We start from the raw sequence: 21973 nt of genomic DNA on the forward strand, positions 1-21973 counted from the left end.
GCAGGATAGAGACAGCCTCGCCTTGCGTGAGGTTGAACACCGATCTACCGAGGGTCGCCGCCATGTCGCGCAACCTCTGCCTCACCCGCCAGTGCCTGGGCCTGGTCACCCGTATCGAATGCTCCATTCGCCCTCTTGCGGGGGATACCGGGATGTGGACCTTGTTGTTTGCCGCCGGAATGACGGGCGAACAGCCTTCCACGATCAAGTCTCAAGGTCCGTTCCATGGGCCTTTCGTGGCCGAAACCATTCTTGAGTCCATCGTCGAAAGCCTGACGCTGCACGGCTATAAGCTGGCAGACGACCCGCAGATCTGGTGCCTGCACCTGCAGGCCCATCTGCGAGAGCTCAACAGTGGACGGGTGCATAGCCTCAGCGACACCCGTCACTGAGGGTTATTTGGTTTCTGGCTTGTCCAGCTTGACCTCGAAACCGTATTGCACGGTGTTCAGGTCGGTGCGCTGGTAGCTTTCCAGCGATGTCGGCTGACCGTAGAAATAATGCACATCAAACATCGCCGTGCCGTATTCCTCGGCGCGGTGACTTACGCCGAGGATTTCCTTGAGGTAGTTGCCACTGGCGTCCTTGGCGTAGAAGCGCCAGCTGTCGGACGGGAATTCTTTTTGGTCGACGATCAACGCGTTGTCCTTGAGGGTCAGGCCCTTGGGCAGCTTGGTCACGTCAATCGTGGCTTTCTCGATATTGGCCAAAAACAGCGGAATCGAGCCCACCACAAATGCCGGGTTTTCCGGGAACAGGTTCAGGTCGTAGGTGAGAGTGCCGCGCGCAGCATCCAGCTCGAACGCCTCGGCCGGTAGCTCAATGGGCTCGCCGCGTTCGCCTTTTTCGTCGGCGGTGAAGAAGGTGATGGGCTCTTCACTGCTGCTGCGTTCGTTGCCCACCAGGTCGTCATTGAAGGTGAACGGGTGGTCGAACACGATATGTGCAGCGCTGGCGTCTTCGGTGGACTGGCTGATGGTGACGCTGTTTTTCAGCTGGTCCTCGGTCATCGACGCGTCCTTGAGCCAGCTGGCGGCGCTGTCGTCGTACACGGTGACTGGCATCGGCAGGGCTTGCACGGTTTTCTGCAGGCTGTTTTTGTCGAAACGTTGTACGGGCAGGTCGAGGTCTTTGCGGGTGACCGTGGCCGTGGAGAAGTCGAGCACATCGACCTGCAGGTTATCGATCAAGCCATTGAAATAGACCTTGGCGTAATGGCTGCTCTGTTTATGTTCGAAGGCTTTTTGCTCGTCAGTGAGCTGTTTTTCGAACGCATCGGACCAGGTTTTCTGTTTTTGCATTTCGGCCAGTTGTTTCTCGTAGAACTCCACCTGCGCGGCATTCTCGTTGATCGAGCCTGAGCGCGTGAGGAATTGCCCCGTGCTGTCCCGTGCCTGTACCAGCAGCGGGTTGGGCGATTCGTCGCCGACCTCCGGCGCCAACGGTGCGCTGTTGGTCAGCTCGATTTCGGCGTAGTTCTTTTCCAGCAACAGCAGGTTGAGGGTGATCGTGCCCTCGGTACGTTTGTGGCCGACGTCTTTTTTCGACAGGTCAAACGTCAGCACTTTACCGGGCGCAACCACTTCAACCGCACCTTTGAGGCTGACGGGCTGTGGTTGGCTCTTGTTCTCTGTCTCGACGCCCTCGATGAATGGGTAGGTCACTGTCAGGTCGTCAGGGTTGGTCAGGTTGGAGCTGCTGGGGCTCAATTGGATGCCGGGATCGGTTTCCGACCATTCGGGTTGGAAGGGAATGACCTTGTTGTTGCTCAAGGTGACCGACTGCCATTCCAGGACGTGGGGGAACGGGAATTGGTCAGGGGTGTTGAAGCTGAACGGGAAGACCGGCTGCAAATCCGTCAGGTAGTCGGAGTGGGAGGCTTTGCGCAGCACGAACAGGCCATTGACGTAGGTATCCACCAAGGCTTGGGGAGTGGGGTAATGCTTGAGCAGGGCCAAGGTGTCTTCGCCGTACTCGGCCTCGATGGGCTTGTCGGCGAGCTTGACCCGCGCGCGCTCCAGCAACAGCAACGAACCACCGAGGTCGGCGATGGCGTCGCGCAGTTTTGGGTCCTGGATGCTGTCCAGTGACTGTTCGAACTTTGCGGTTTTCTCTTCGAGGGTGACCTGCTTTTTCTGCTCGTCTTTGGGGGAGCAGCCGCTGGCCATCAGCAACGCCGCACACAGGCCGATACTGGCCAAAGGGGATCGCACATCCATCATCTGAGTCTTCCTGTCCGACGTCATCGAGCCGAGTTGATGGGCTCGACACTAGCAGAAAAACGCTCTTACAGATGCCGCCTGGGTCAGTTTTCTCGCGGTTACAGCTGTTTGGTAGTGGCTGGTATACTCGCCGCCATTTTTAGCCTAGCTGTGTGAGATCCCATGGAACGCTTTATCGAAAATACGATGTACGCCTCACGCTGGCTGTTGGCGCCTATCTACCTCGGGTTGTCCCTGGGCCTGCTGATCCTGGCGCTGAAGTTCTTCCAGGAAATCATCCATGTACTGCCCAACGTGTTCACCATGCTGGAGGCGGACGTCATCCTGTTGCTGCTGTCGCTGATCGACATGGCCCTGGTTGGCGGCTTGCTGGTGATGGTGATGATCTCCGGCTACGAGAACTTCGTCTCGCAACTGGATATCGATGACAACAAGGAAAAGCTCAACTGGCTGGGCACCATGGACTCTTCATCGCTGAAGATGAAGGTGGCGGCCTCCATCGTGGCGATTTCGTCCATCCATTTGCTGCGCATCTTCATGGACGCCAAGAACGTCGATCCACAGCACCTGATGTGGTACGTGATCATCCACATGACCTTCGTGGTCTCGGCGTTTGCCATGGGTTACCTGGACAAACTCACCAAGCACTGATGCCCCGCGCCAGCCTTATTGCTCAATGAAGTAGTAAGGCTGGCGGCTGATCGCCATCTCCTTGATCACCGTCACCTTCTCATCCAGCCCCTTGGTGTGATCCGTCAGCACAACGTTGCCGGGTTTGGCGGTGAGGAAAGCGCGCAACTCAGGCTCGGTTTGCAGGATCGGTACGTAGGCCTGCATGTAGAACACACCGGCTCCGGAAATACGTTCGTTGGGCTGGAACATCGCCACTTCTCGACCTTCTGCCTGCAGCGCCTGGAGTTGGCTGATCACCGGCACGAACGACTCGCGCTTGTCGGCCTTGGGGATAAACCAGAAAGCCGCGCCGAGGTAGCTGGCAAACAGCACGGTAAATACCCCAGTAATCACCGGCCGGTGGTAGCGGTACAGGCCAGGCTTGCGATCCTTCAGCCATTGCAGCAACACGTAGGCATATTCCGCCGCCAGCACCGTGGCCGCTGGCGTGAGGGACATCAGGTAAACGGTACGTTTGCTGGAAGCCAGCGTCAGCAGGGTGAACTGCGCCACCAGCCACACACTGAAAAACAGGCGGTAGCGATTGCGCATCAAGCTTTTGCGGAAATGCCACAGGCCCAGGTACACCAGGATGTTCCACGGCAGGAACGCCTGGGGCAGCTTGGCGATGTAGTAGTAGAACGGCTCGTAATGACCGGCTTCGACAAACGAACCGCTGAAACGCCCGACGCTGTTGGTCCACAGCACTTCGCCGACAGCCTGCATACCGCCGCGCTGGAACAGGAAGCCCAGCCAGATCATCAGCGGCACCAGCGCCAACAGTGTGAACAGCCCAGGCTTGATCCAGTCAACGATGCGCAGGCGCTTGTCCATCACACTGGTCACGGCCAGGTACACAAAAATCACAATGCCCGGCATCGCCAGCCCCAGCACCCCTTTGCTCAGGGTGGCGATCACCATACCGACGGTAAACAGCGCCCAAGCCCAGGTGCTGGAGCCTTGGCGCTCCGGACGCATGACTTGGTAGAACGCCAGCAGCGCCGTGGTCACGCCAAGGGTCAGCAATGCGTCTTCACCCACACCGCGCACATTGCCCCAGAAACTGGCCATGGTCGCCAGGATCAACGCGGCGCCGAACGCCAGGTTCTTTGGCCGGCCGAATTGACGCAGCATCCCGTAGAACAGCATCACGCTGAACAACCCGGCAAACGCCGAGGCCAGGCGCACGGCCCAAGTAGTGCCGCCAAACAGGCGAATCGCACCGGCGTCGAGCCATAGGCTCAGAGGCGGTTTTTCCAGGAAGGGTTCGCGAAACAGGCGCGGCACCACCCAATCGTTGTCCAAGTGCATGGCCATGGCTATCCCGGCAACGCGGGCTTCGGTGGAACCTTGCAGCTCATGTCTGCCCAGGGCGAAGAAGAACAGCAAACCTACAAGCAGCAACAGCAAAGGAACGGGACGCGTCATGGGTTCAAGCTACCGGGGCAGGGGACCGTTCGGGGGGAGCGGTCATTGCAATTGGCTAGTATCTGTCGGGGATTCTGAATATTTCGTGAACGAGGCGGGTATTTCTTAGGGGTAAACCTTAAAAAGCCGAGCCACTGAATGTGCCTCGGCCGTTTCTGTTACTGGATTATTTGCAAATCTTGGATGACAGCCCAAAACAACAAAACCCGCATCAAGCGGGCTTTTTCGATATTCAATCAGGTGGCGCCTTCAATCGGCTGACGCGGCCGTTTCAACTCACCACCGGATAACACGCATCGCCCCACAGGGTTTCAGGGTTATCCAGCATCAGCAAAATAATCACCGGTACCAACTTGCCGAGCAGGTTCGAGCAATCGCGCAGCTGGTCCCGGTTCACGCTGCTGTTCCAGGTGGCGCCGCCATGCATCAGTTGGTTGCGCAAGGTGTAGATCCGATTGAACAACACGCCGAGCACCGCAGGTGTGTTGCGGTTCGCCAGGGCTTGCTGCGCGGCTCGACGGCCACTGGCAAAACGCTCGGTCCATTGCGCCTCGCTGATCTTGCCGTTCTGGTGATCCCAAAAGCTCTGGAATACGTAAGGGTTGTCCAGCAGCGCACGAATGCTGCCGGAAAACTCGGACCACACCAGGTTTTCGATCAGGTTGCCTGTGTCCAGCGTGCAGAGTTTGTCCAGGAAGGCCTTGAACGTGGACTGTTCCGAAAGGCGGTATTGCTCATCGATATCGGTGGCATATGCAGAGTTGAAGGCAATCCACAGGAAGATAAAGCGTCCATCGACATCAACGGCTTGCTCGGCGCGATTGAGCCAACTCAAGGCGCGGTGCACGCGCAGAGTGAGGTTGGGATGGTGACCTTCACGTTCCTGACGATGACGGGCCTTGAGTGCTTGATGGTCCATGAGCGATCGATCCTTGAGTGCGGGGGGCAATATGCATCGCCACGACGTATGTCTGAAAACTTTACGGGTATTGGCGGCAAACTCAGCGCGGTGTGCAAAGCACCTGGCCAGGGCTTTGGAACCTGCTCTATTTGTTTACCTGTATGTACACACAACGTGGACGTAGCGTGTTGTTTTGCATAGGGTATGGCCATTCGATATTACCCGCAAGGCGGTCTGCATGAAGCGTGAACAGTTCCTGGTGCAACCTGAAGTCGAGGCCTTTATCGCTTGGTTGCAAGAACATTTGCCGACGTTCACCTTTAATCTGCGCTTCAAGGCCAGTAACGCTGTACCCGGCGGATTGAGCGAGGACGTCCAGGGTTTTGAGCAATTGATCAAGCACTATCGCTGGAACGCGAGTTGGCGCGACACCCACCAAAATGCCGTCGACTCACAGACTTGGGCGCAGACCCAGCGCTCCCTCGGGCAACTTCGCGAGTGGCTTGCCAGTGCAGTGCGTGCCGGGGATGAAGAACAAGCCTTGCAGGCGTGCCTTCAAGTGCTGCGCTGGGGCGGTGTGAGTGGGGCGGTTCTGTTTCTGAATCGGCTGGCGGCCAACGGCAAACTAACCGCGTATTTGCGCGAGATGGCCGGGCTCATGGCGCTGGATGGCGACAATGATCTGGATGAGCTCAACGACAGCAGCGTGCAGCGTTTTGATGCGGGCCTGACCAAGATTCACGCGCTGCTGGATACCTCCGGTTCACCGATTTACGACAGCCGTGTCGGTGCCGCGATGGGCATGCTCTATTCACTGTTTCGCCAGCAATGGGCGGGTGGCGGCAAGCCCTTGCTGGTGTTCCCGTCCGGGCGCGCCCGTGGCAGCCAGCTACGCAACCCCGGCGACTTTATCAACGGCCTGACGGCGCCACAGTTTTCATCCATCAGCTATCCGGCCTGGGCCCGTTCGCAAGTGCGCTTGGGCTGGATGGTTCGCGCGCTGCTTGAACGCACGGGTTGGTTCGCCGAGCACGGTACGTTGCCCGCCCGCTGCCACGTGTTCGAAGCCAGCCTGTTTATTCTCGGTTACGACCTGCGCTGTTTTGGCGTGGCACCGAAAGCTGCGGTGAATGACGAGCAAGACGAGCAGGGCGACGAACCAGGCAGCACGGGCTGGGTGCCTACCGGGCATACGTTCAACCACGTCATCAACGATTACCTGGAGTATCGCCGCCAGGGTGGGGAGCCGGATGACGCACCCTTCATCGACTGGCTGTCGACGCACCGCCCGATCTCGCGCTCGACCGCCAAGAGCTATTGCTTTGCGTTTTCCATGCAGGAGTTTGCCCTGTTCGATTGCTCGCTCGAAGCACTTGAGCGCATCGCGGCTGGTGGCCGGGATGGCTTGTGCGCTGTGCGGGGGAGTGAGGTACTGGAACCGTTCACGCTGGGAGACGAGCGCCATCACGTTTGCCTGGTAGACGTGTTGATCACGGGGCGGGCTTACCAGCGTGAGACAAGCGTCGACGCGCGAGTCGCGTCGATCGTGAACGCCGGGCACGCAGGCAAACCAGGCAGCGCTAAAACCTTGATGGCCGTGGGGCGCAACGTCGGCAAGCACTTCGGGTTGCTAGACGACGATCACCTGCCAACACCGCTCTTCGAGCAGTTTTTCCGCGATTGCGACCTCGACGCCTGACCCTCATTCGCCAGTCTATCGACGTGCAGCGGTCCCGGGCACGCCACAGGAATAAGCACGACCATGCAAACCCGAAATGGCACCCGGTTGTACTCGGCCTCCGACCTTTGCGGCTTTCTTGAATGCCAGCACCTCACGGCGCTGGACCTTGAGCACTTGGTCACCCCGATGCCAAAGGCGGCCGACAGCGAGCAAAATCGCCTGATCCAGGACAAGGGATTGGCCCATGAGGCGGCCTTTTTCCAGCGGCTTAAAAGCGAGTACGCCAACGTCATCGACATTGCCGAGGGCAATCCGAGTTTCGAGCGTCGTGTGGAACTGACGATTGAGGCCATGCACGCCGGCGCCGATATCATCTTCCAGGCGTCGCTGCAGGACGGTGCGTTGATCGGGCATGCCGATTTCCTGCGCAAAGTGCCGCGTGCATCAACACTCGGCGCATTCAGCTATGAGGTCATCGACACCAAGCTGGCCAAGACCGCCAAGGCCAAGTTCCTGGTGCAAACTGCGCTCTATTCGCGCTTGCTGGTGCCGATCCAGGGTGTGCAGCCGCAGTTCATGTACGTGGTGCTCGGCGATGCGGCGCGTACCGAGCAGGCATTCCGGGTGGCGGACTACGCCGATTACCTGGAGCAGGTACTGCAACGATTCGACGCGTTTACACGCCACGCCGAGCCGCCGGCCACTTACCCCGAACCGTGTGGGCATTGTGGCTTTTGCGGATGGCGCGAGCGCTGTGACGAGCAACGCCAACGGGACGACCACCTCTCGGCCGTCGCGGGTATCAGCCGTTCGCAAATCAACAAGCTACGCAGTGCCGGTGTAAGCACTTTGCGCCAGTTGGCACAGAGCGACGACGCCTTGCGCGTACCGAAATTGCAGTGGGAGTCATTGCATAAACTGCGTCATCAGGCGCGTTTGCAGTTCCAGGGACGCGCCAGTGACGAGCCTTTGTTCGAACGGCTGCCGGTCGTGGGGGACCGTCGCGGTTTCAATCGGATGCCGCGTGCGGCCGAGGGGGATCTGTTTTTTGACATGGAAGGCAACCCGCTGGAAGAAGGTGGGCTGGAATACCTGTTCGGCCTGTATATCGATGAGGGGAGCATGCCCGTCTTTCTGCCGTTCTGGGCTCACAGCCGGGATGAGGAGAAAGTCGCGTTCGAGTGTTTCATCGATTGGGTGGTTGCCCACCTCAAGCGTTACCCCGACGCTCATATCTACCACTACGCCAGCTACGAAGAGACGGCGATCAAGCGCCTGATGAGCCAGCACGGTACCCGCGAAGCCCAAGTGGACGGGTTACTGCGCAGCGGCAAGCTGGTCGATTTATACAAGGTGGTGCGCGAGGCCATCCGGGTGTCGCAGCCCAGCTATTCGATCAAGCATATCGAGCGTTTCTACATGGAGCAGCGCGACGGCGACGTCACCAACGCCGGCGCCAGCATCGTGTTTTATGAACGCTGGAAAGAGACCGGCGACATGGCACTGCTGGAGCAGATCGAGCGCTACAACGAAGACGATGTGCGCTCTACCTTCCTGTTGCGCAATTGGTTGCTCAGCATCAAGCCGGCAGCAGCAGGTGATTTCGTCTCGCCTGAACCGGCGAGTGAACGGGCCGTAGCCGAGCAGACCGACCTGGAGGTGCGCCTGGAGCGATACCGCCAAACCTTGCTTGACGGGCTGCGCGCCGAAGACCCGGTGCGCTTGCTGACTTTCCAATTGCTCGATTTTCACCGTCGCGCCGACAAGCCCACGTGGTGGCAAATGTTCAGCCGCCAGGACATGAGCACCGGGGAACTGCTGGAGGACATCGAAAGCCTAGCGGGGCTGACGCGCACGCACACCCCGCGGGAACCGATCAACCGGTCCTTTTTATACGAGTACCGTTTCGAGCCCCAGGAAACCAAATTGCGCAGCGGCTCCACGGTGGTCATTGCCGATTCCCTGGCCCGCATTGAGTTGCATCACCTGGACCCTGACCAGTGCCTGGCAACGTTCAAGGCCACGGAACGAAATGCGCCGCCGGATAGGTTCGACGCAATCCCCGGCCCGCCGATCCCCACAGACGCCTTGCGCGAAGCGTTGTTTCGTTATGCCGACAGCGTGCTAGCCGGCCAGCGGCGTTTCGAGGCGGTGAGCGATTTTCTGCACCGACGCGCCCCACGACTCAAGGGCGGCAAACCGGGCGCCGCGCTGCTTGATCCGGCCATGGCACCGCTGGAAGCCATCAAGCACGCCGTGCGCAATCTTGATAACAGCGTGCTGTTTATCCAAGGCCCGCCGGGTACCGGCAAGACCTACACCGGCTCCCACGTCATCGTCGACCTGCTCAAGGCGGGCAAGCGCATTGGCGTGACCTCCAACTCGCACCATGCCATCAATAACCTGCTGGCGGCGGTTGAGGCACGCGCCCTGGAAGATGGATTCACCTTCACCGGCTTGAAGAAGTCTTCGGACGGAGAGGGCAATGAATTCAATGGCCGCTGCATTCGCTCCATCAGTGACAAAAGGTCTTTCCTCATGGCCTGGGGGCCGTCGACCGATTTGATCGCCGGCACCGCCTGGATACTCTCGGACGAGACCTTCACTGAACAGTTGGACTACCTCTTCATCGACGAGGCGGGACAAGTCAGCGTGGCAAACCTGGTGACCATGGGCATGGCGGCGCGCAACATCGTATTGATGGGTGACCAGATGCAGTTGTCGCAGCCGGTGCAGGGCGTGCATCCAGCGCGCTCCGGGGACTCGATCCTGGACTACCTGCTCGACGGCACGCCGACCATTGCGGCCGATCGCGGTGTGTTCCTTGCGCGAACCTGGCGGATGCACCCACAGGTGTGTTCGTTTATTTCCCAGGCGGTCTACGAGGGGCAGTTGTCTTCCGCGCCCGGCACCGAACGACGGGTGTTATTGCTCGATGGCCAACAGCCGGAGATCCCGAGCAGCGGCCTGATGTTTTGCCCGGTGCAGCACGACGGCAATAGCCAGAGTTCGGGCGAAGAGGCAGCGAAGGTCCAGGCGCTTTATACGTATTTTTTGCAGCAGCGGTTTGTCGACAGCGAGGGTGAAATACACGCGATCGGCCTGGACAACATCCTGGTGGTGGCGCCTTACAACTTGCAGGTGCAACTGCTCAAGCAAGTGCTGCCAGCGGGCGCTCGGGTGGGCACTGTGGATAAATTCCAGGGCCAAGAGGCAGAAATTGTCATCGTGTCGATGGCAACCTCCAACGAAGATTACCTGCCACGCGACATCGGTTTTCTCTACTCGAAAAACCGTTTGAATGTGGCAGTCAGTCGCGCCAAATCCCTGGCCTGCATCGTCGCCAGCCCGGACCTGAGCGCCGTGCGTTGCGTGACGCCCCACGAGATGAGCCTGGTCAATGGCCTGTGCATGGCGATCCGCTACGGCGCGGTCGATCACTGTGCTTGATCCCACAAAGGAGCAGGCGGAACTGGGCCTGGGCGACTGGCACCTGTGCGTGTTGCTCGATGAGCAGCAGCCCCTCGATACGCAGGGGTTGAACCTGCGTGACCTTGCAGGTGACACGCCGCTGGACCTGGCCTACCGCCTTAACCGCCGTGAGTGGGTGGACACCCTGGAGGCCCTCGGCGCCCAGGGCAACCCGCAGATTCGGCAGTGGGCGGGCCGTGGCTGCTTTATGCCCCACGACAAGTTCATCCACCTGCCGGCCCGCCACGGGGATGCCAACACGCTGCGCGCCCGTTACCGGCTGGGGGCGAGCCTCAATGATCGTGACGCCCTTGGGAATACGCCGCTGCATTGGCTGTTGATCAACGGCCATGTGAAGGCTGCTCGCTACTTCATCGCCCATTACGACGCGTATGGGCTGGATCTGAACGCGAAGAACCACCAGGGCAACACGGCGCGCACGGTGGCTTTGCTCCACGGGCATCACGCGCTGGCGCAGCAACTACTGAGTGCCGAGGTCGACAACTGCATTGGCGCGCTGCGCCTGTGGCGGGACATGGGCCTCAATCATGCATGAGCCATGGCCGCAGCTCCTTGATGTTACTCACCACAATCTGCTGAGCCTCGGGGTTGGTGGCTAGGTTTCTGGGGTCGACCTGATAGCGACGCAACACGTACTTCACCAGTGCCTTGCGGCTGGGGACCACCAGTTGCCCATCGGTCATGCCGAAGTCGGTCTCGATGATCGCCTGCTGCGCGGTGTTCAAGCGGCCATCGGGGGTGAAGATGATGGGCACTTCGGTGTTCCAGTCCTCATCCAGCTCCCGGGTGTTCTGCGACGCATCAAGCAGGTCGGGCTCGCCCCGCAGGCGGCTGAGCACAAAGTCTCGGTACTGGCGGTTCTTCTCGCAGTAGGCGCGCACATGCCAGCGCATGCCGGTGTACACCAGGGTGTGCGGGGCGATCAGGCGGATTTCCACGTTGGGGGTGTTGAGCGAAACGTACTCGGTTTCCAGGCGCAAGCCGTCGCGACAAGCCGCGAGCAAAGGACGCAGCACTTCAGGACGAATTGGCCGGTCGGGCACTTCAAGCACCTTGGTATGGGCATACGCCAGGGCCAGCCCGTCGATGTGCGGTGCCCGTTCGTTGTTCTGGTAAAGCAGGTGCAAATAGGCACTGGCGCTGTCGTCAATGAACAGCGGTTTGAAGTGCTTGCTGGGTACGTAGCCTTTGCGCTGCTTGTCATATGTCAAGTTTCGGGGCGCATGTTCATTGATGTAGGTGTTGATGTCCTTGGACGCTTGTTGACGGCTGATGCCGAAGCTCTGGATCAAGTGTCCCGTGGTCAGGCGGCCTTCCCACCAGGCGACGGTCTCGATCAGGCGATAGCGAAGTGCCAGGTCCCAGCGCACTTGTTCAATGGATTGCTTGCGTTTCATACCCGCTCCATGTGTGTGAATACTTTACCTGTATAAGTCTACATTCTAGACCTGTCGTAAATCACTACATATCGTGTGCCTGTCTTCGGAATACATCGAAGACAGGAAAGGATGTGAACATGAGTATGTCGGAAGTCGTTTCGACGGGGGCGCTCGCAGTGATGGGAGTCATCCTGCTGGTGCTGATACAGCATTGTTTGAAGCTGAGCGAGCTGTGGAAAATGGTCGCTCATTATCAGAAAGATCTGCGCTGGGCGCAGATCTGGGAAGTGGAAAACCGCGAGCTGCGCTCGGCGTTGCGTGCTGAGCGCGAGCATGTCGCGCAGTTGCAGCGAAAGCTGGAATTGCTGCAAGCGCTGCTCCCGGTCACAGAATAATTTGCGGCATCGCTATCTAGGAGAACGTATCCATGCCGATAAAACCCAGGCCCTTCACAGTTGTGTGTGAAGACTGCCACTGGAAGAAAACCGTAGCACCGCGCAGTGATGCATTGATGCCCGGCGACTGGTTCGCCAGCTGCCTGAAGTGCGGCAGTACAGCGTTGAAAATGCGCGCAGCGGGGTGGTTTGAAGCGGCGGCAGCGCAGTTCCGGGCGCCTCACCTTTGACGTATATCGGGCTGGCGTAGAGGCGTGCCCTTGACCTCAGACGCTGGGGTTTCCGATAGGGGGCACGTAGAGCGCCCATGCCCACACGTGCACATGACTGCAGGCTAAAGTTTTCCCGCGTGCTGCGGATAAGTTAGGGATAAATGGGTCGCTAACTGCGGCATGCGTGAACGGATTCCAGGGGATAGTTGATGGAAAGCGAGATTGATATCAATGGGGACAGTGATCTGCTGCAGATGCTTATCGATGCAGATCCAGTCGATGTAATCGTACTGGTCGACTTCCTGACCGACTCTGGCAAGGGCCGACTGGCGATGGCCAGCGAGGTGCGCGAAGCACTGGAGTCGGCAAAGAAGAAGAGCAAGTTCTCCAGGGGAGTGTTGCTCCTGATGATTCGCGAGCTGCAACATTTTGGCGGTAATAGTTTCGTCAACCTGTTCCGCCGCAACGGTGTTCCCTATGCCGAGATCGTCGCCGACGTGCTAAGTCATGTGGGGGGTACGGGCGGCAAGAATGAGCCGGTTGCGAGCATGGAACTCAAGGTGCTGGAGAAGCTACTTTCCGATGCCTGGGAAAAAATGTCGGCGCAGGAACAGGCCGATTTCTCCAAGGGCTTCCAAAATGAAACGGGCCCCTTGGGCGTTTCATATGCGGCTATTCAGGCCGCCATACGGCGCGGTGGTCCTGCTGCCATTCAGGCTGCTCTTCTGGCTACCGGCGCGTTTGCACGGTTGGCAATGGGGGGTGCGCTGGCCGCCGGCACCAGTCTGGTAGCGGGTCGTGCTGCGGGGTTGGCCTTCGGTCCGATTGGCGTCGCGTTGTCGGGTATTGCCGGCGCTCACACACTGACGAGTCAGGCCTATCGGGTGACCGTGCCTTGCGTGGTGCAGATCGCCTACATTCGGCAAAAAAGTACGTTGGTTACTTGCCCTTCCTGTGAGGTCCCCACCCCTAAAACCAGCAAATTCTGCAGCGAATGCGGAGCAGGCTTGGCGCTATAAAGCCTCTCATTTGAATCTGGAGCCTGTTATGGAAAATAACCTCACGCTGCCGAGCGCTGGAAGCAACGACCTGCCAACCTGGTTAATCGGGAAGTCTGCCGAAAAACCGTTGATGAGCGTTACGTTGGCAGCGCAGCAGGTCATGCCTGCCGGCGTTGAAAAGGTTGATGCGGCTCGTTTGGGCATCGATCGTTTGGGGCCGTTGTTGCAAACACTGCCCAACCTGATCGTCGCGAACGATGTTGCCCAGTCTCGATACATGCAAGTGGTGATCGACGGCCCTCTCGCGGCGGCCGCCGATGGCAACGGCTTTCGAGCCTTCTCGAGACAAGGCGGAAGTATCAAGGAGCATGCGAGGTTGTTTGAGCCTGAAAAGCTTCAGCAGCTGGTCAGTTCTGCGGCGATGTTCCAGATCGCGTCCGCCGTGGTGGCTCAAAAACACCTGGCCGACATTAGCGCCAAGTTGAGTGAGATTCAGGCGGGCGTTGAGGGTATCTCGACGTTCTTGGTCGAGGGGCGCAAGTCCATTGTCAAAGGCGCTTTGAATTACCTGACGCAGGTTGCACCACTAGTTTTGGCCGGTGAGTTGAGCCCGGCGATCAGACAGAAGTTAGAAGACATCGAGCTGGATCTGGGCGCGATCCACAATCAGTTGGAAGGCGAGCTGGTCACACTGGCCAAGGACGCGGCGGAGCACAAAGCGCCCGGCATGTTTGAAACAACGGCTGGATTGACCGCTGCACTGAAAGTGATGCAGAGCAAATCGGACGCCCGCGCAGAAGAGTGGAAACTGTGTATGGGAACCCGGTTAGCGGCGTGCCGTCTGCTGGCCTCGTTTCCTGGTGAAAGCGCTTTGGTCCAGCGACGTCAAACGACCTTGGGCCATGTGGCGAGTCAGTTTCTGGGAGAGAACGGGCGTTTGTCTGACTTCAAGAACGCCGTAGAAGCTCGGGCGAAAAATCTTTCTTCTTACCTGGATTCTCAATCCACGATCCAGGCCAATCGCTTGTCGTTGAGAGAGTGGGAGGAGGAGACGCTACCGTTGTTTATGACGGGCGCAATCAGCGAAATCGGGCAGATGCAGCAATTGCTGGTTGAACAGCAATCGCCGGTCGTGTTGACGGTAGAGATGCGGGGTAATGAGTTTGTCGGCGCCTACCAGGCCCGCACCGCTTAGCTTTCACGATCATCGGTGTGCCGCGTCGCCAACAGAGTGTGTCTGTCAGCGACGCGTCGGCCGATTCAAATGCGCTTGTTCGAATCCCGGCGGTTCACAAACTGCACTTCTACGCGCCGATTGTGTTCGTCCGCCGGATCAATCTCTGGCAGCGGTTGCGAGTCCCCATAGCCGGCAACGATGACGCGCTTGGCCTGTGCGGGTTCCAGCAGCTCGATGATCAACTTGCGCGCCTCTCTGGCCCTTGCCGCAGACAGTGTGAAGTTGTCGTCGTAGACCGTGCAGAACTTGACGAAGTCAGTCACCGGACGCGCGACCTGCGTATTGTCGGTGTGCCCCTCTACCAATATCTGGGCGTCACCGGAGCTGCCAAAGAAGGTGGCGATGCGCGGGCTGACGAGGCGAAGTTCGCGCTTGGCCTCATCCGTCAGGCACGCGCTGCCCCGGGCGAACATCTTGTCACCCAGGGTCATTTTGTTACCGGCGAGGTCGAACGAAACCAACCCGGAGTCGCCCTGTGCGTCCAGGGCGGCTTTCATCTCCTGCAATAGTCCGGTGACCTTTTCCTGTTCGGTCACTCCCGCCTGGTTTTGCTCTTCCTGGCGCTTGAGTTCGGCAAATTGATTCTGCAACACCGACATTACCAACAGCAGCATCACCACTGCCATTACGCCAGCCATCAGGTCAGAGATGGATACCCACTCGCTTGGTTTCTCTTTCATGAGGGTGCTCAGGCTTTTACGGCTTTCACGGCTTTTCGGGCCGCGACTGATTTATTGATACTGTTGGCAACACCCGTCAACTGATTCACGGATTGCAGCAGAGGTTGCAGGTCAACGGGGGCGCGCGTCACAACGCTGGCCAGCGCGTCGAGTGACTCGGGGACCTTGATCAGCATTTCCGAGACTTTGCCGTAACGTTGATCCAGCGAGACCATGCGCTGGCCGCTTTCGGATACGGCTTTAAGGCCGCTGAGAATGTCCTTGGACAGTTTCTCGACCACGCCCTGGATCGCCAGGATGTTCGTATTCAGGTTCTCACTGACCATCTCGAACTCTCGCGTGGTCTTTTCCTGCGCGGTGGCGGTCTTATCCATATTGGTGGCGACCTCTTCCATGGCCCGGCTGACGGTGCCGGACATGCTGTCGATAGCCTTGGAAATATTCCCTGTCGCCTGTCCCAGGCTGGTGGTCATGTTGACAAGGTTGGTGCCGAAGTCGTGGTTCATGGTCCTGATGTTCGAACCCAGGTCAGTCTTGACGGCTTCCATCACGTCGCCCAGTTTCGTGGTGGCGCTTTCGAGCTGCGCGCCCATGCCGTGCAGGTTGTCGCTGAAGTCCTTGTTCATGGTAGCCAGCGTGCTGTTCAGATCAGCTTTGACGCCATTCATGACCTCTGTCATCTGACCATTCAGGGCACTCACCACAACGTGCAGTTCAGCGGCGGACTGGCCCACCTTGACGGCCGCGTCACCCATCGTTTCACCCGCGGTTTGCAGGGCTTGCAGGTTGTCGCGACTGTTGTCGGTGAACGCGGTCATTGCCTGTTCAGTGCGTTTACCTGACGTGGCGATTTGGCTCATAACGTCTTGCGTATCGCGGTGCACTTGCAAACTCTCGGTGTGGCTTTGCAGTAGCGTACCGATGCCATCTGTGACACTGGCAATACGCATGTCGAGCCCCGCAAAGCCTGTTTGCAGATGGTGTTTGTTGTTGTCGGCCAAAGCACTCAAGGCTTGTTCAGCGCGTTGAGCGGTGTCTGCGGCTTCGCGGACGATCACCTGCCCTTCGCGGGCGATCTGCTGGCTGGTGCTCTCACTTTGCAGTAAGGCGCTGATGCCGTTTGCCACACCACTGATGTGGGTGCTCACGCTGTCGAAGCCGGTTTGCAATAACTGCCGTTGTTCGGTGTCAGTGCCGTGTCGTCGGTTGGCCTGTTGCTGCATCAGTTCATTGAAGGTCTCGGCCTGTTTGCCGAGCGCGCCGGTCATGTACTTGGCCGCACTGGATATGCAGTTTTGGAGGAAGGCGTCGTGAGCGGCACGGGCGGTTTCGCGTTGTTGCTCAGAGGCCGACATTTGCGTCTTGACCTGTGAGATGCACCACGCCAGACGGCGGCCCTCATAGCCCAGAAGCAAGTCCCATACCTTCAATAAAATGAAGGCCATGATGCCCCAGGTGGAGGTTTTGAACTTGGTCCCCAGCCCTTGCATCATCGCGGTCATGTCTTGCATCGCACCGCCCATGGCGCCCACAGAAGCATTGCCGCTTTTCTGCAAAATAGTCGATGCATGATCGAGTGCCATGCCCAGACCTAGGAACGTGCCCAGCAAGCCGACCACCAAAAGCATCCCGGGCATGATGCCGGCGATTTTCTCGGCAGTGGTGGAGACGGCTTCACTCAGGTCGTGGATCGAACCATGATCTGCACGCAGCCCCGAGGCGCCCAATTTGCCCCCTTGCCACTTCTTTTCCCAATGGCGCTCGTTCGCTCGCAGAGCCACCATCAGCCCTGTTAGAAGGGTTGCACCGGTGATGAACAGGAAGAAGAACATCTGCAAGGGTTCAAGCCGAGGCAGCAAAAAACTCACTAATTCGTTGTTCACACGCCTACCTCAACTTCCTGGAGCGCGGCTTCGGTCCGAGCAAGGCAGTCATTTTCGAAAATGTTACCGAAGTCGATCAGCAGGGCTTGTTCGCTCTCGCTCAGGGAGGCCCATTTCAAGTTCTGTTGCGCGCAGCGAGCGATCAGTGAGCCGACTTCCTCGCTGCGGTCGAGCAGATATTCCTGGTCATCGGCAATCAACTGTTGCTCATCTTTTTCCAGCAACTGCAGAAACCCTTCCGACGCGTAGACGTAGTAGCGTTTTTCTCGAATGCTGACATCGAGGTTTTCAAGTCGCTGGGTGTCTCGACTTACATTGCGCTCAAGGTCGTTGAGTACGACTTGTTCTTCTGCGCTCAGTGCTTCGGTGCGACTGGCCATGGACATCCGTTTGGCCAGCACCTTGTCGCGGGCCAGGTCCAGGTTGAGCTTTTGCCACTGGACCTCAAGGCGGCGCAGATCTGCGCCCCATGCGAGTGTCATCTCCTCGAAGACGAACGGCACGACTGGCTTGCCGAAGTGCAGTGTGGTGAGTTCGTTGAGGGTTTGAGTTTGTTCGAGGGTGAGGGTCGGTGTCTCATCGAGCAAGCTGGTAGAGATGTCCATCAGCGCGATCATGTCGGCATCGACGTCGGTCAGGTTTTCGATGGACGTCATGCGCCTTTCGTAGAAATTCAGCAGTTTTTGGGCGGCACGCACACGCAGGTAGTGGTTGAAATCAGCAAACTGCTCGCTGTTGACCACACGTTGGATCTTGGCCTTGGTCAACATGTAAGAGTTGATGAGTTCCGCGATTTTCAGTACGCCGCGCTCGGTGGCAGGCACCTGCTCTGCGCCCTCCTTGAATACTTTCGCCCGCGCTTCGGCTTCTTTGATCTCAATCTCGTTCAGCACCTTTTCCCGGACATCCCTCGCGGATTTTATGACCCAGTCGATGGCGTGTTTGAGCTTGGTCATCAAGGGATGGCTTTCGATGTTTTCGAGGAAGCCCAGAACCTTCTCCAGGCCCAGCGCCATCCGCTTGACGATGGGCCATGGCGCGAGGTTCGCCAGCGTCGTCAGGGCAACACGTGCATGCGCCAGATAGGGTTTAACCGATTGCCAGATGTTCTTCACATCGCCGACAAACGTCTCCGCCTTGTCGGCCAGCCAATTAACCGTAGCAACGGCTTTTTCCTTCACCGTTTCGTAAATAGAGGACGCGGTTGATTTGACCCAATTCCATAGACCCATGATTCGCTCCTCAGCGCACGCCCAATAACGTGCGGGCTGCTTCCAATGTTGGTGTGTTGGTTTTGCCGCCATGTGCCTGCATCTGTGCGATGGCACTGGCAACCTGTTCGATGGCGTCCTGCAAATGTGTTTGCGCCAGCGCAGGCTGATCCGGGATACGGACTGCCTTGGCCAGCGCTAGGCGCATGCAGGTACGCATCTCGCGCCCTGACAGTCCAGCCGATAGTTGCGTTGCTGAATTCAATAGCGTCTCGCGCGCGTCAGTCAGCGGAATACCAGGCACCAGCAGCTTTGCCCAGATAGCCAGCCGCTCCGGCTCGCCCGGCAGTTCGAAACCCACGTGTTGAGAGATGCGGCTGACGAAGGCTGCGTCGTAATTTTTCGCAAAGTTAGTCGCAAAGATGACCACACCCTCATGCCGCTCCAACTCAATCAGCAGGGTCGAGCGCATGGCGTTCACTTCGTTATCGATACCTTGGGTGACAGACGACAAACGCTTGCCCAGCAGGGTGTCGGCTTCATCAAAAAACAACACTGCGCCTTCGGCCTGCGCACTGCGGAACACGCTTGTAATGTTCTTGGCGGTGTCGCCCATGAACTTGCTTTCCAGGTCGGCGATGCTCACCAGCATGATCTTCTTGGCCAGACTGCCAGCAAACGCTTCGGCGGTGAGGGTTTTGCCTGTGCCGGGAGGGCCATAGAAGTTGAGGATCGTTCCCTTGCCAGCCGGGTCTGCGGCGGCGAAACCCCATTCGATATAGATCGTTCGGTAGTGCTCGATCTTCGCAACAGCCTCCGCCAACTGCTGCTTGAGCTCGGCGGACATCACAACATCGCGTTCCAGCGTAAAGCGCGGTTCCACGCACCGAAATTCCGCCTTAGCGGGGGTAGCCGTTGGCGCAGACTCGGCATCCAGGCCTTCAAGAAAACTGGGGCGTATTTTGTTGCGCAGATAATCATTCGCTGCCATAGGTTCGAGCCTTTGATCGATCAAGAATATAAGGGGCGGATAGGTGTTTCAGGCGCGGGAGCTGTGTCGAACGAACGGGCGACGTAATACGTCGTAACCCGTTGTGTGTGATAGCTAAAACGTAGGCAAGGGCGCAGGGCTAAGGGCAAGGGACACGTCCGTGTGTGAGAAATCGGGTTGCACTCTTTTATCGGCGTGGGGTGGGTAAGCTTTAGAAAAACCGCAAGTGGAGGGATGAGGGTATGAGGTACGAGATACTTGAAGGTAGGCGGGGTTTAAAAAGAGGTGGAGGCGAAACGCTTTAGCTTTACTGGATTTCAGGCACAAAAAAAGACGTCCATGGACGTCTTTAGATGATGAAGTGGTGGAGCCGGGGGGATTTGAACCCCCGTCTACATGTGGTGTTTCGGTGGCTGCAACACGATAGCTGCCATAATGCTGTCATTCTAGGTATCGCGGAAAATGTCTCGTGCTTTTCTTGTAGGCATTAGTCCGCGAGAGCTTCAAGTAGTCGCGTGATGCGCGAGCGGTCAATGCCCGTCGAAATTTAAATTTCTCTCACTACCGATGCGTTGAATGCAGACGAATTTTGTTTGCCTTCATTGCCTGAGAAAGCTAGTTCCGCCTTTTCCCCCGCTTTTGCATCTGCATGTGGCATCCATCTACCATAGACCCTTGCGATCATCGTCCAATCGGTATGCCCCATCTGCTTCGCTATCCACATCGGGTGTTCCCCTGCCGACAACATCATTGAGGCATAAGTGTGCCTAGTCTGGTAAGGGCGGCGGTATCGCACACCTGCCTTCTTCATCGCGGGCACCCACATCGTTTTTCTAATTGGTCCGTCGCCCGTCCAGCGCTGGAGCGTTCGAGGGTTTTGGAAAACTTCGACATCGGCCAGAAAAGTGTATGTCTTCTGCGCCCTGAGTGCCTCTAAGGCTGGCTTGAGTAGTTTAACGCTACGGCGCCCAGCGGCAGTCTTGGTCGCTTCGGCTGTTCCTTTTGCAGCTTGTGTCATCGCACGGCTGATCATTACCTCTTCACGCAACCAGTCTATATCTGCCCAGTCCAGCGCGACCAGTTCGCTGGTGCGCAGGCCCGTCCAGAGAGCAAACTGCATCATGTTTCGGGCTTGTCCGGTAAGTACACTAAGCACTGCGCTCTGCTCCATAGGGGTGAAAGGGTCTACGTCATCCTCTTTCAGGGGGGGCTGTTTTCGGGAATAAGTCCAACCTGCCAGCGGATTTACGTCCAAAAGTTCTTCCTCCACAGCCTCGGTAAATGCTGAGCGCATGCAACTTTGAATATTGCTGAGAGTTTTGTTGCCTATCTCTAAAGAGTCCAACCAGTCTCTAATGATTTTTCGCTTGAGATCTACTATCATGATGTCACCAAAGTGAGGGATTACGCGAAACTCTACAATCTTTCTATATCCTTCGAAGCTGCTGCTAGCCAAGTGCTTTCGCTTAGCCTGCAACCAACGGTTAAAGAAACCTGATACCAGTCTCAAGACTGGCTGCCGGTAAAAATTTAGCAGCGCGGGGAGATCCAGGAAATGTAGACGCATAATCAAATGTTCCTGTAGAGATGCTATATTCAATCGCAGCTTTGTGCATCTCTGCCTTTTTTATGTTAGAGGCGGTGGGCTTGAGTGTAATGCGCTCACGGCACCGAATGCCACGGTACATGAACGTGATTTCAAGACTCGAATCGGAAACCGCTCGTACACCTTGCCCGCCTCTACCCATTTTTCATACCCCGTTACGTCAATTAGAGTTCGCCCATCTGGTGCTCGATTCCAAACTTCTCCAAGAGGCCAAATGCCATCGCGGATCTTTGATCTGATTGCGTCTTCGGTATAGCCTGATTCAGTAGAGAATTTCCTTACAGTCAAATATCTCATCGGAACACCGGTATAACGTGCCTAAGGGTTACTTTTTATGCAGATTGAATGACTTGGAAGTTGTTTTTAGGTTTTTATAAGTTAATCATAAAGCGAGTATGGATAATTAATGCACTTTGCTTTGTTGGTGTTCAGCTCGTCTGTATGCGAGTCGGACGCTTAGAGATGAATCTGGAGTTCTTTTTCGGGTGTCTTTTTGAGTTAAGGGCTTGCTGCTGATAGTGTCTGTTTTGCCATGAAGTAAACATAGGTGATTAAAAAAAACTGGCAATGGCCCTTTTGTGAAAAGATGGGCAGGTGCAGAGCGCACGGGGTTTCAGGCGTGCGGCGACTTTTTCGTATGATCTCGCCGGATAGGGAATATCCCTATGGGTCGATAACCTTGATGCAATACATCTTTGGCTAAAAAATCGTCAATTGGTCTAACCCGTGGTTAGCAAAATGCTAATTCTGCACATTGCTTTCGGACCCTACACTTCACTGGTGTTCTCTCCAGTTTAGTAAACTCGATAGAGTTTTTGGAAGGCGAAAGCTTTACGGGTTGATGATGCATTTAATCAGAACTTTGAAGCGTTGGTGCCTTAGGGAGAGGCGCAGGTGACACGCCAGCTAATGGAGGATATTTTGAGTTTTTGCCCGTCCTGCTAGAGTCTGAAGGTCTCGTCGGCTTTAGGGTTTGTGTTTA

General features: G+C 57.3%; 16 protein-coding genes and 1 pseudogene. 8 read left to right on the forward strand and 9 right to left on the reverse strand.

Going from position 1 to position 21973, the window contains the following annotated elements:
• Nucleotides 1-62 precede the first annotated feature (62 nt).
• The gene (locus HF257_RS22650; protein ID WP_185708532.1) at nt 63-392 is read left to right on the forward strand and encodes a PA4575 family protein; all 330 of its coding nucleotides are present in this window, start codon (nt 63-65) and stop codon (nt 390-392) included.
• A 3-nt stretch (nt 393-395) separates the two neighbouring features.
• Here HF257_RS22650 and HF257_RS22655 read toward each other — a convergent pair whose 3' ends face one another.
• Nucleotides 396-2222, reverse strand: coding sequence for a hypothetical protein (locus tag HF257_RS22655; RefSeq protein WP_185708531.1), 1827 nt, complete (start codon nt 2220-2222; stop codon nt 396-398).
• Nucleotides 2223-2384: 162 nt separating this feature from the next.
• On the opposite strand from HF257_RS22655, the gene HF257_RS22660 reads away from it, so the two are divergent.
• Entirely contained in the window at nt 2385-2873 is a 489-nt protein-coding gene (locus HF257_RS22660; RefSeq protein ID WP_017739158.1) for a TIGR00645 family protein, read from the forward strand.
• 15 nt (nt 2874-2888) lie between these two features.
• Here the strand turns inward: HF257_RS22660 and HF257_RS22665 are convergent, their stop codons facing one another.
• Both HF257_RS22665 and HF257_RS22670 read right to left on the reverse strand, forming a co-directional pair.
• Nucleotides 2889-4322, reverse strand: coding sequence for an ArnT family glycosyltransferase (locus HF257_RS22665; protein WP_185708530.1), 1434 nt, complete (start codon nt 4320-4322; stop codon nt 2889-2891).
• Nucleotides 4323-4593: 271 nt separating this feature from the next.
• On the reverse strand, nt 4594-5241 hold the full coding sequence (locus tag HF257_RS22670) for a HEPN domain-containing protein (protein WP_185708529.1): 648 nt from the start codon (nt 5239-5241) through the stop codon (nt 4594-4596).
• Between the two features lie 220 nt (nt 5242-5461).
• On the opposite strand from HF257_RS22670, the gene HF257_RS22675 reads away from it, so the two are divergent.
• From HF257_RS22675 to HF257_RS22685, 3 genes are all read left to right on the forward strand, one after another.
• The gene (locus HF257_RS22675; RefSeq protein ID WP_185708528.1) at nt 5462-6922 is read left to right on the forward strand and encodes a hypothetical protein; all 1461 of its coding nucleotides are present in this window, start codon (nt 5462-5464) and stop codon (nt 6920-6922) included.
• A 63-nt stretch (nt 6923-6985) separates the two neighbouring features.
• Nucleotides 6986-10354, forward strand: coding sequence for a TM0106 family RecB-like putative nuclease (locus HF257_RS22680; protein WP_185708527.1), 3369 nt, complete (start codon nt 6986-6988; stop codon nt 10352-10354).
• A complete protein-coding gene (locus HF257_RS22685; protein ID WP_332872225.1) occupies nt 10347-10931 on the forward strand; it encodes an ankyrin repeat domain-containing protein in 585 nt (194 codons plus the stop codon). Before HF257_RS22680 ends, HF257_RS22685 begins: the two co-directional genes overlap by 8 nt.
• On the opposite strand, the gene HF257_RS22690 is transcribed toward HF257_RS22685, so the two are convergent.
• A complete protein-coding gene (locus HF257_RS22690) occupies nt 10918-11793 on the reverse strand; it encodes a WYL domain-containing protein (RefSeq protein WP_185708525.1) in 876 nt (291 codons plus the stop codon). The two genes, HF257_RS22685 and HF257_RS22690, sit on opposite strands and share 14 nt — an antisense overlap.
• A gap of 119 nt (nt 11794-11912) precedes the next feature.
• Here HF257_RS22690 and HF257_RS22695 point away from each other — a divergent pair, with 119 nt between their 5' ends.
• The 3 genes from HF257_RS22695 to HF257_RS22705 all read left to right on the forward strand — a co-directional run bounded on the left by HF257_RS22695 (nt 11913) and on the right by HF257_RS22705 (nt 14578).
• Nucleotides 11913-12170 (forward strand): hypothetical protein, encoded by a 258-nt coding sequence (locus HF257_RS22695; RefSeq protein ID WP_185708524.1) that lies wholly within the window; start codon nt 11913-11915, stop codon nt 12168-12170.
• 421 nt (nt 12171-12591) lie between these two features.
• Complete coding sequence (locus HF257_RS22700; RefSeq protein WP_185708523.1) at nt 12592-13401, forward strand: ubiquinol-cytochrome C chaperone family protein; 810 nt, start codon at nt 12592-12594, stop codon at nt 13399-13401.
• 28 nt (nt 13402-13429) lie between these two features.
• Nucleotides 13430-14578 (forward strand): hypothetical protein, encoded by a 1149-nt coding sequence (locus HF257_RS22705; RefSeq protein ID WP_185708522.1) that lies wholly within the window; start codon nt 13430-13432, stop codon nt 14576-14578.
• 65 nt (nt 14579-14643) lie between these two features.
• Here HF257_RS22705 and HF257_RS22710 read toward each other — a convergent pair whose 3' ends face one another.
• From HF257_RS22710 to HF257_RS22730, 5 genes and pseudogenes are all read right to left on the reverse strand, one after another.
• Nucleotides 14644-15300, reverse strand: a complete 657-nt coding sequence (locus tag HF257_RS22710; protein WP_185708521.1) for an OmpA/MotB family protein — start codon at nt 15298-15300, stop codon at nt 14644-14646.
• Between the two features lie 8 nt (nt 15301-15308).
• Complete coding sequence (locus HF257_RS22715) at nt 15309-17132, reverse strand: hypothetical protein (protein WP_185708520.1); 1824 nt, start codon at nt 17130-17132, stop codon at nt 15309-15311.
• A gap of 47 nt (nt 17133-17179) precedes the next feature.
• On the reverse strand, nt 17180-18487 hold the full coding sequence (locus tag HF257_RS22720) for a hypothetical protein (RefSeq protein ID WP_185708519.1): 1308 nt from the start codon (nt 18485-18487) through the stop codon (nt 17180-17182).
• Complete coding sequence (locus HF257_RS22725; protein WP_233100297.1) at nt 18426-19409, reverse strand: ATP-binding protein; 984 nt, start codon at nt 19407-19409, stop codon at nt 18426-18428. The genes HF257_RS22720 and HF257_RS22725 overlap by 62 nt, the downstream gene beginning before the upstream one ends.
• 523 nt (nt 19410-19932) lie before the next feature.
• Nucleotides 19933-21133 (reverse strand): annotated as a pseudogene (locus HF257_RS22730) (Arm DNA-binding domain-containing protein).
• Between the last annotated feature and the right edge of the window lie 840 nt (nt 21134-21973).

It is taken from the genome of Pseudomonas cremoris (genome assembly GCF_014230465.1).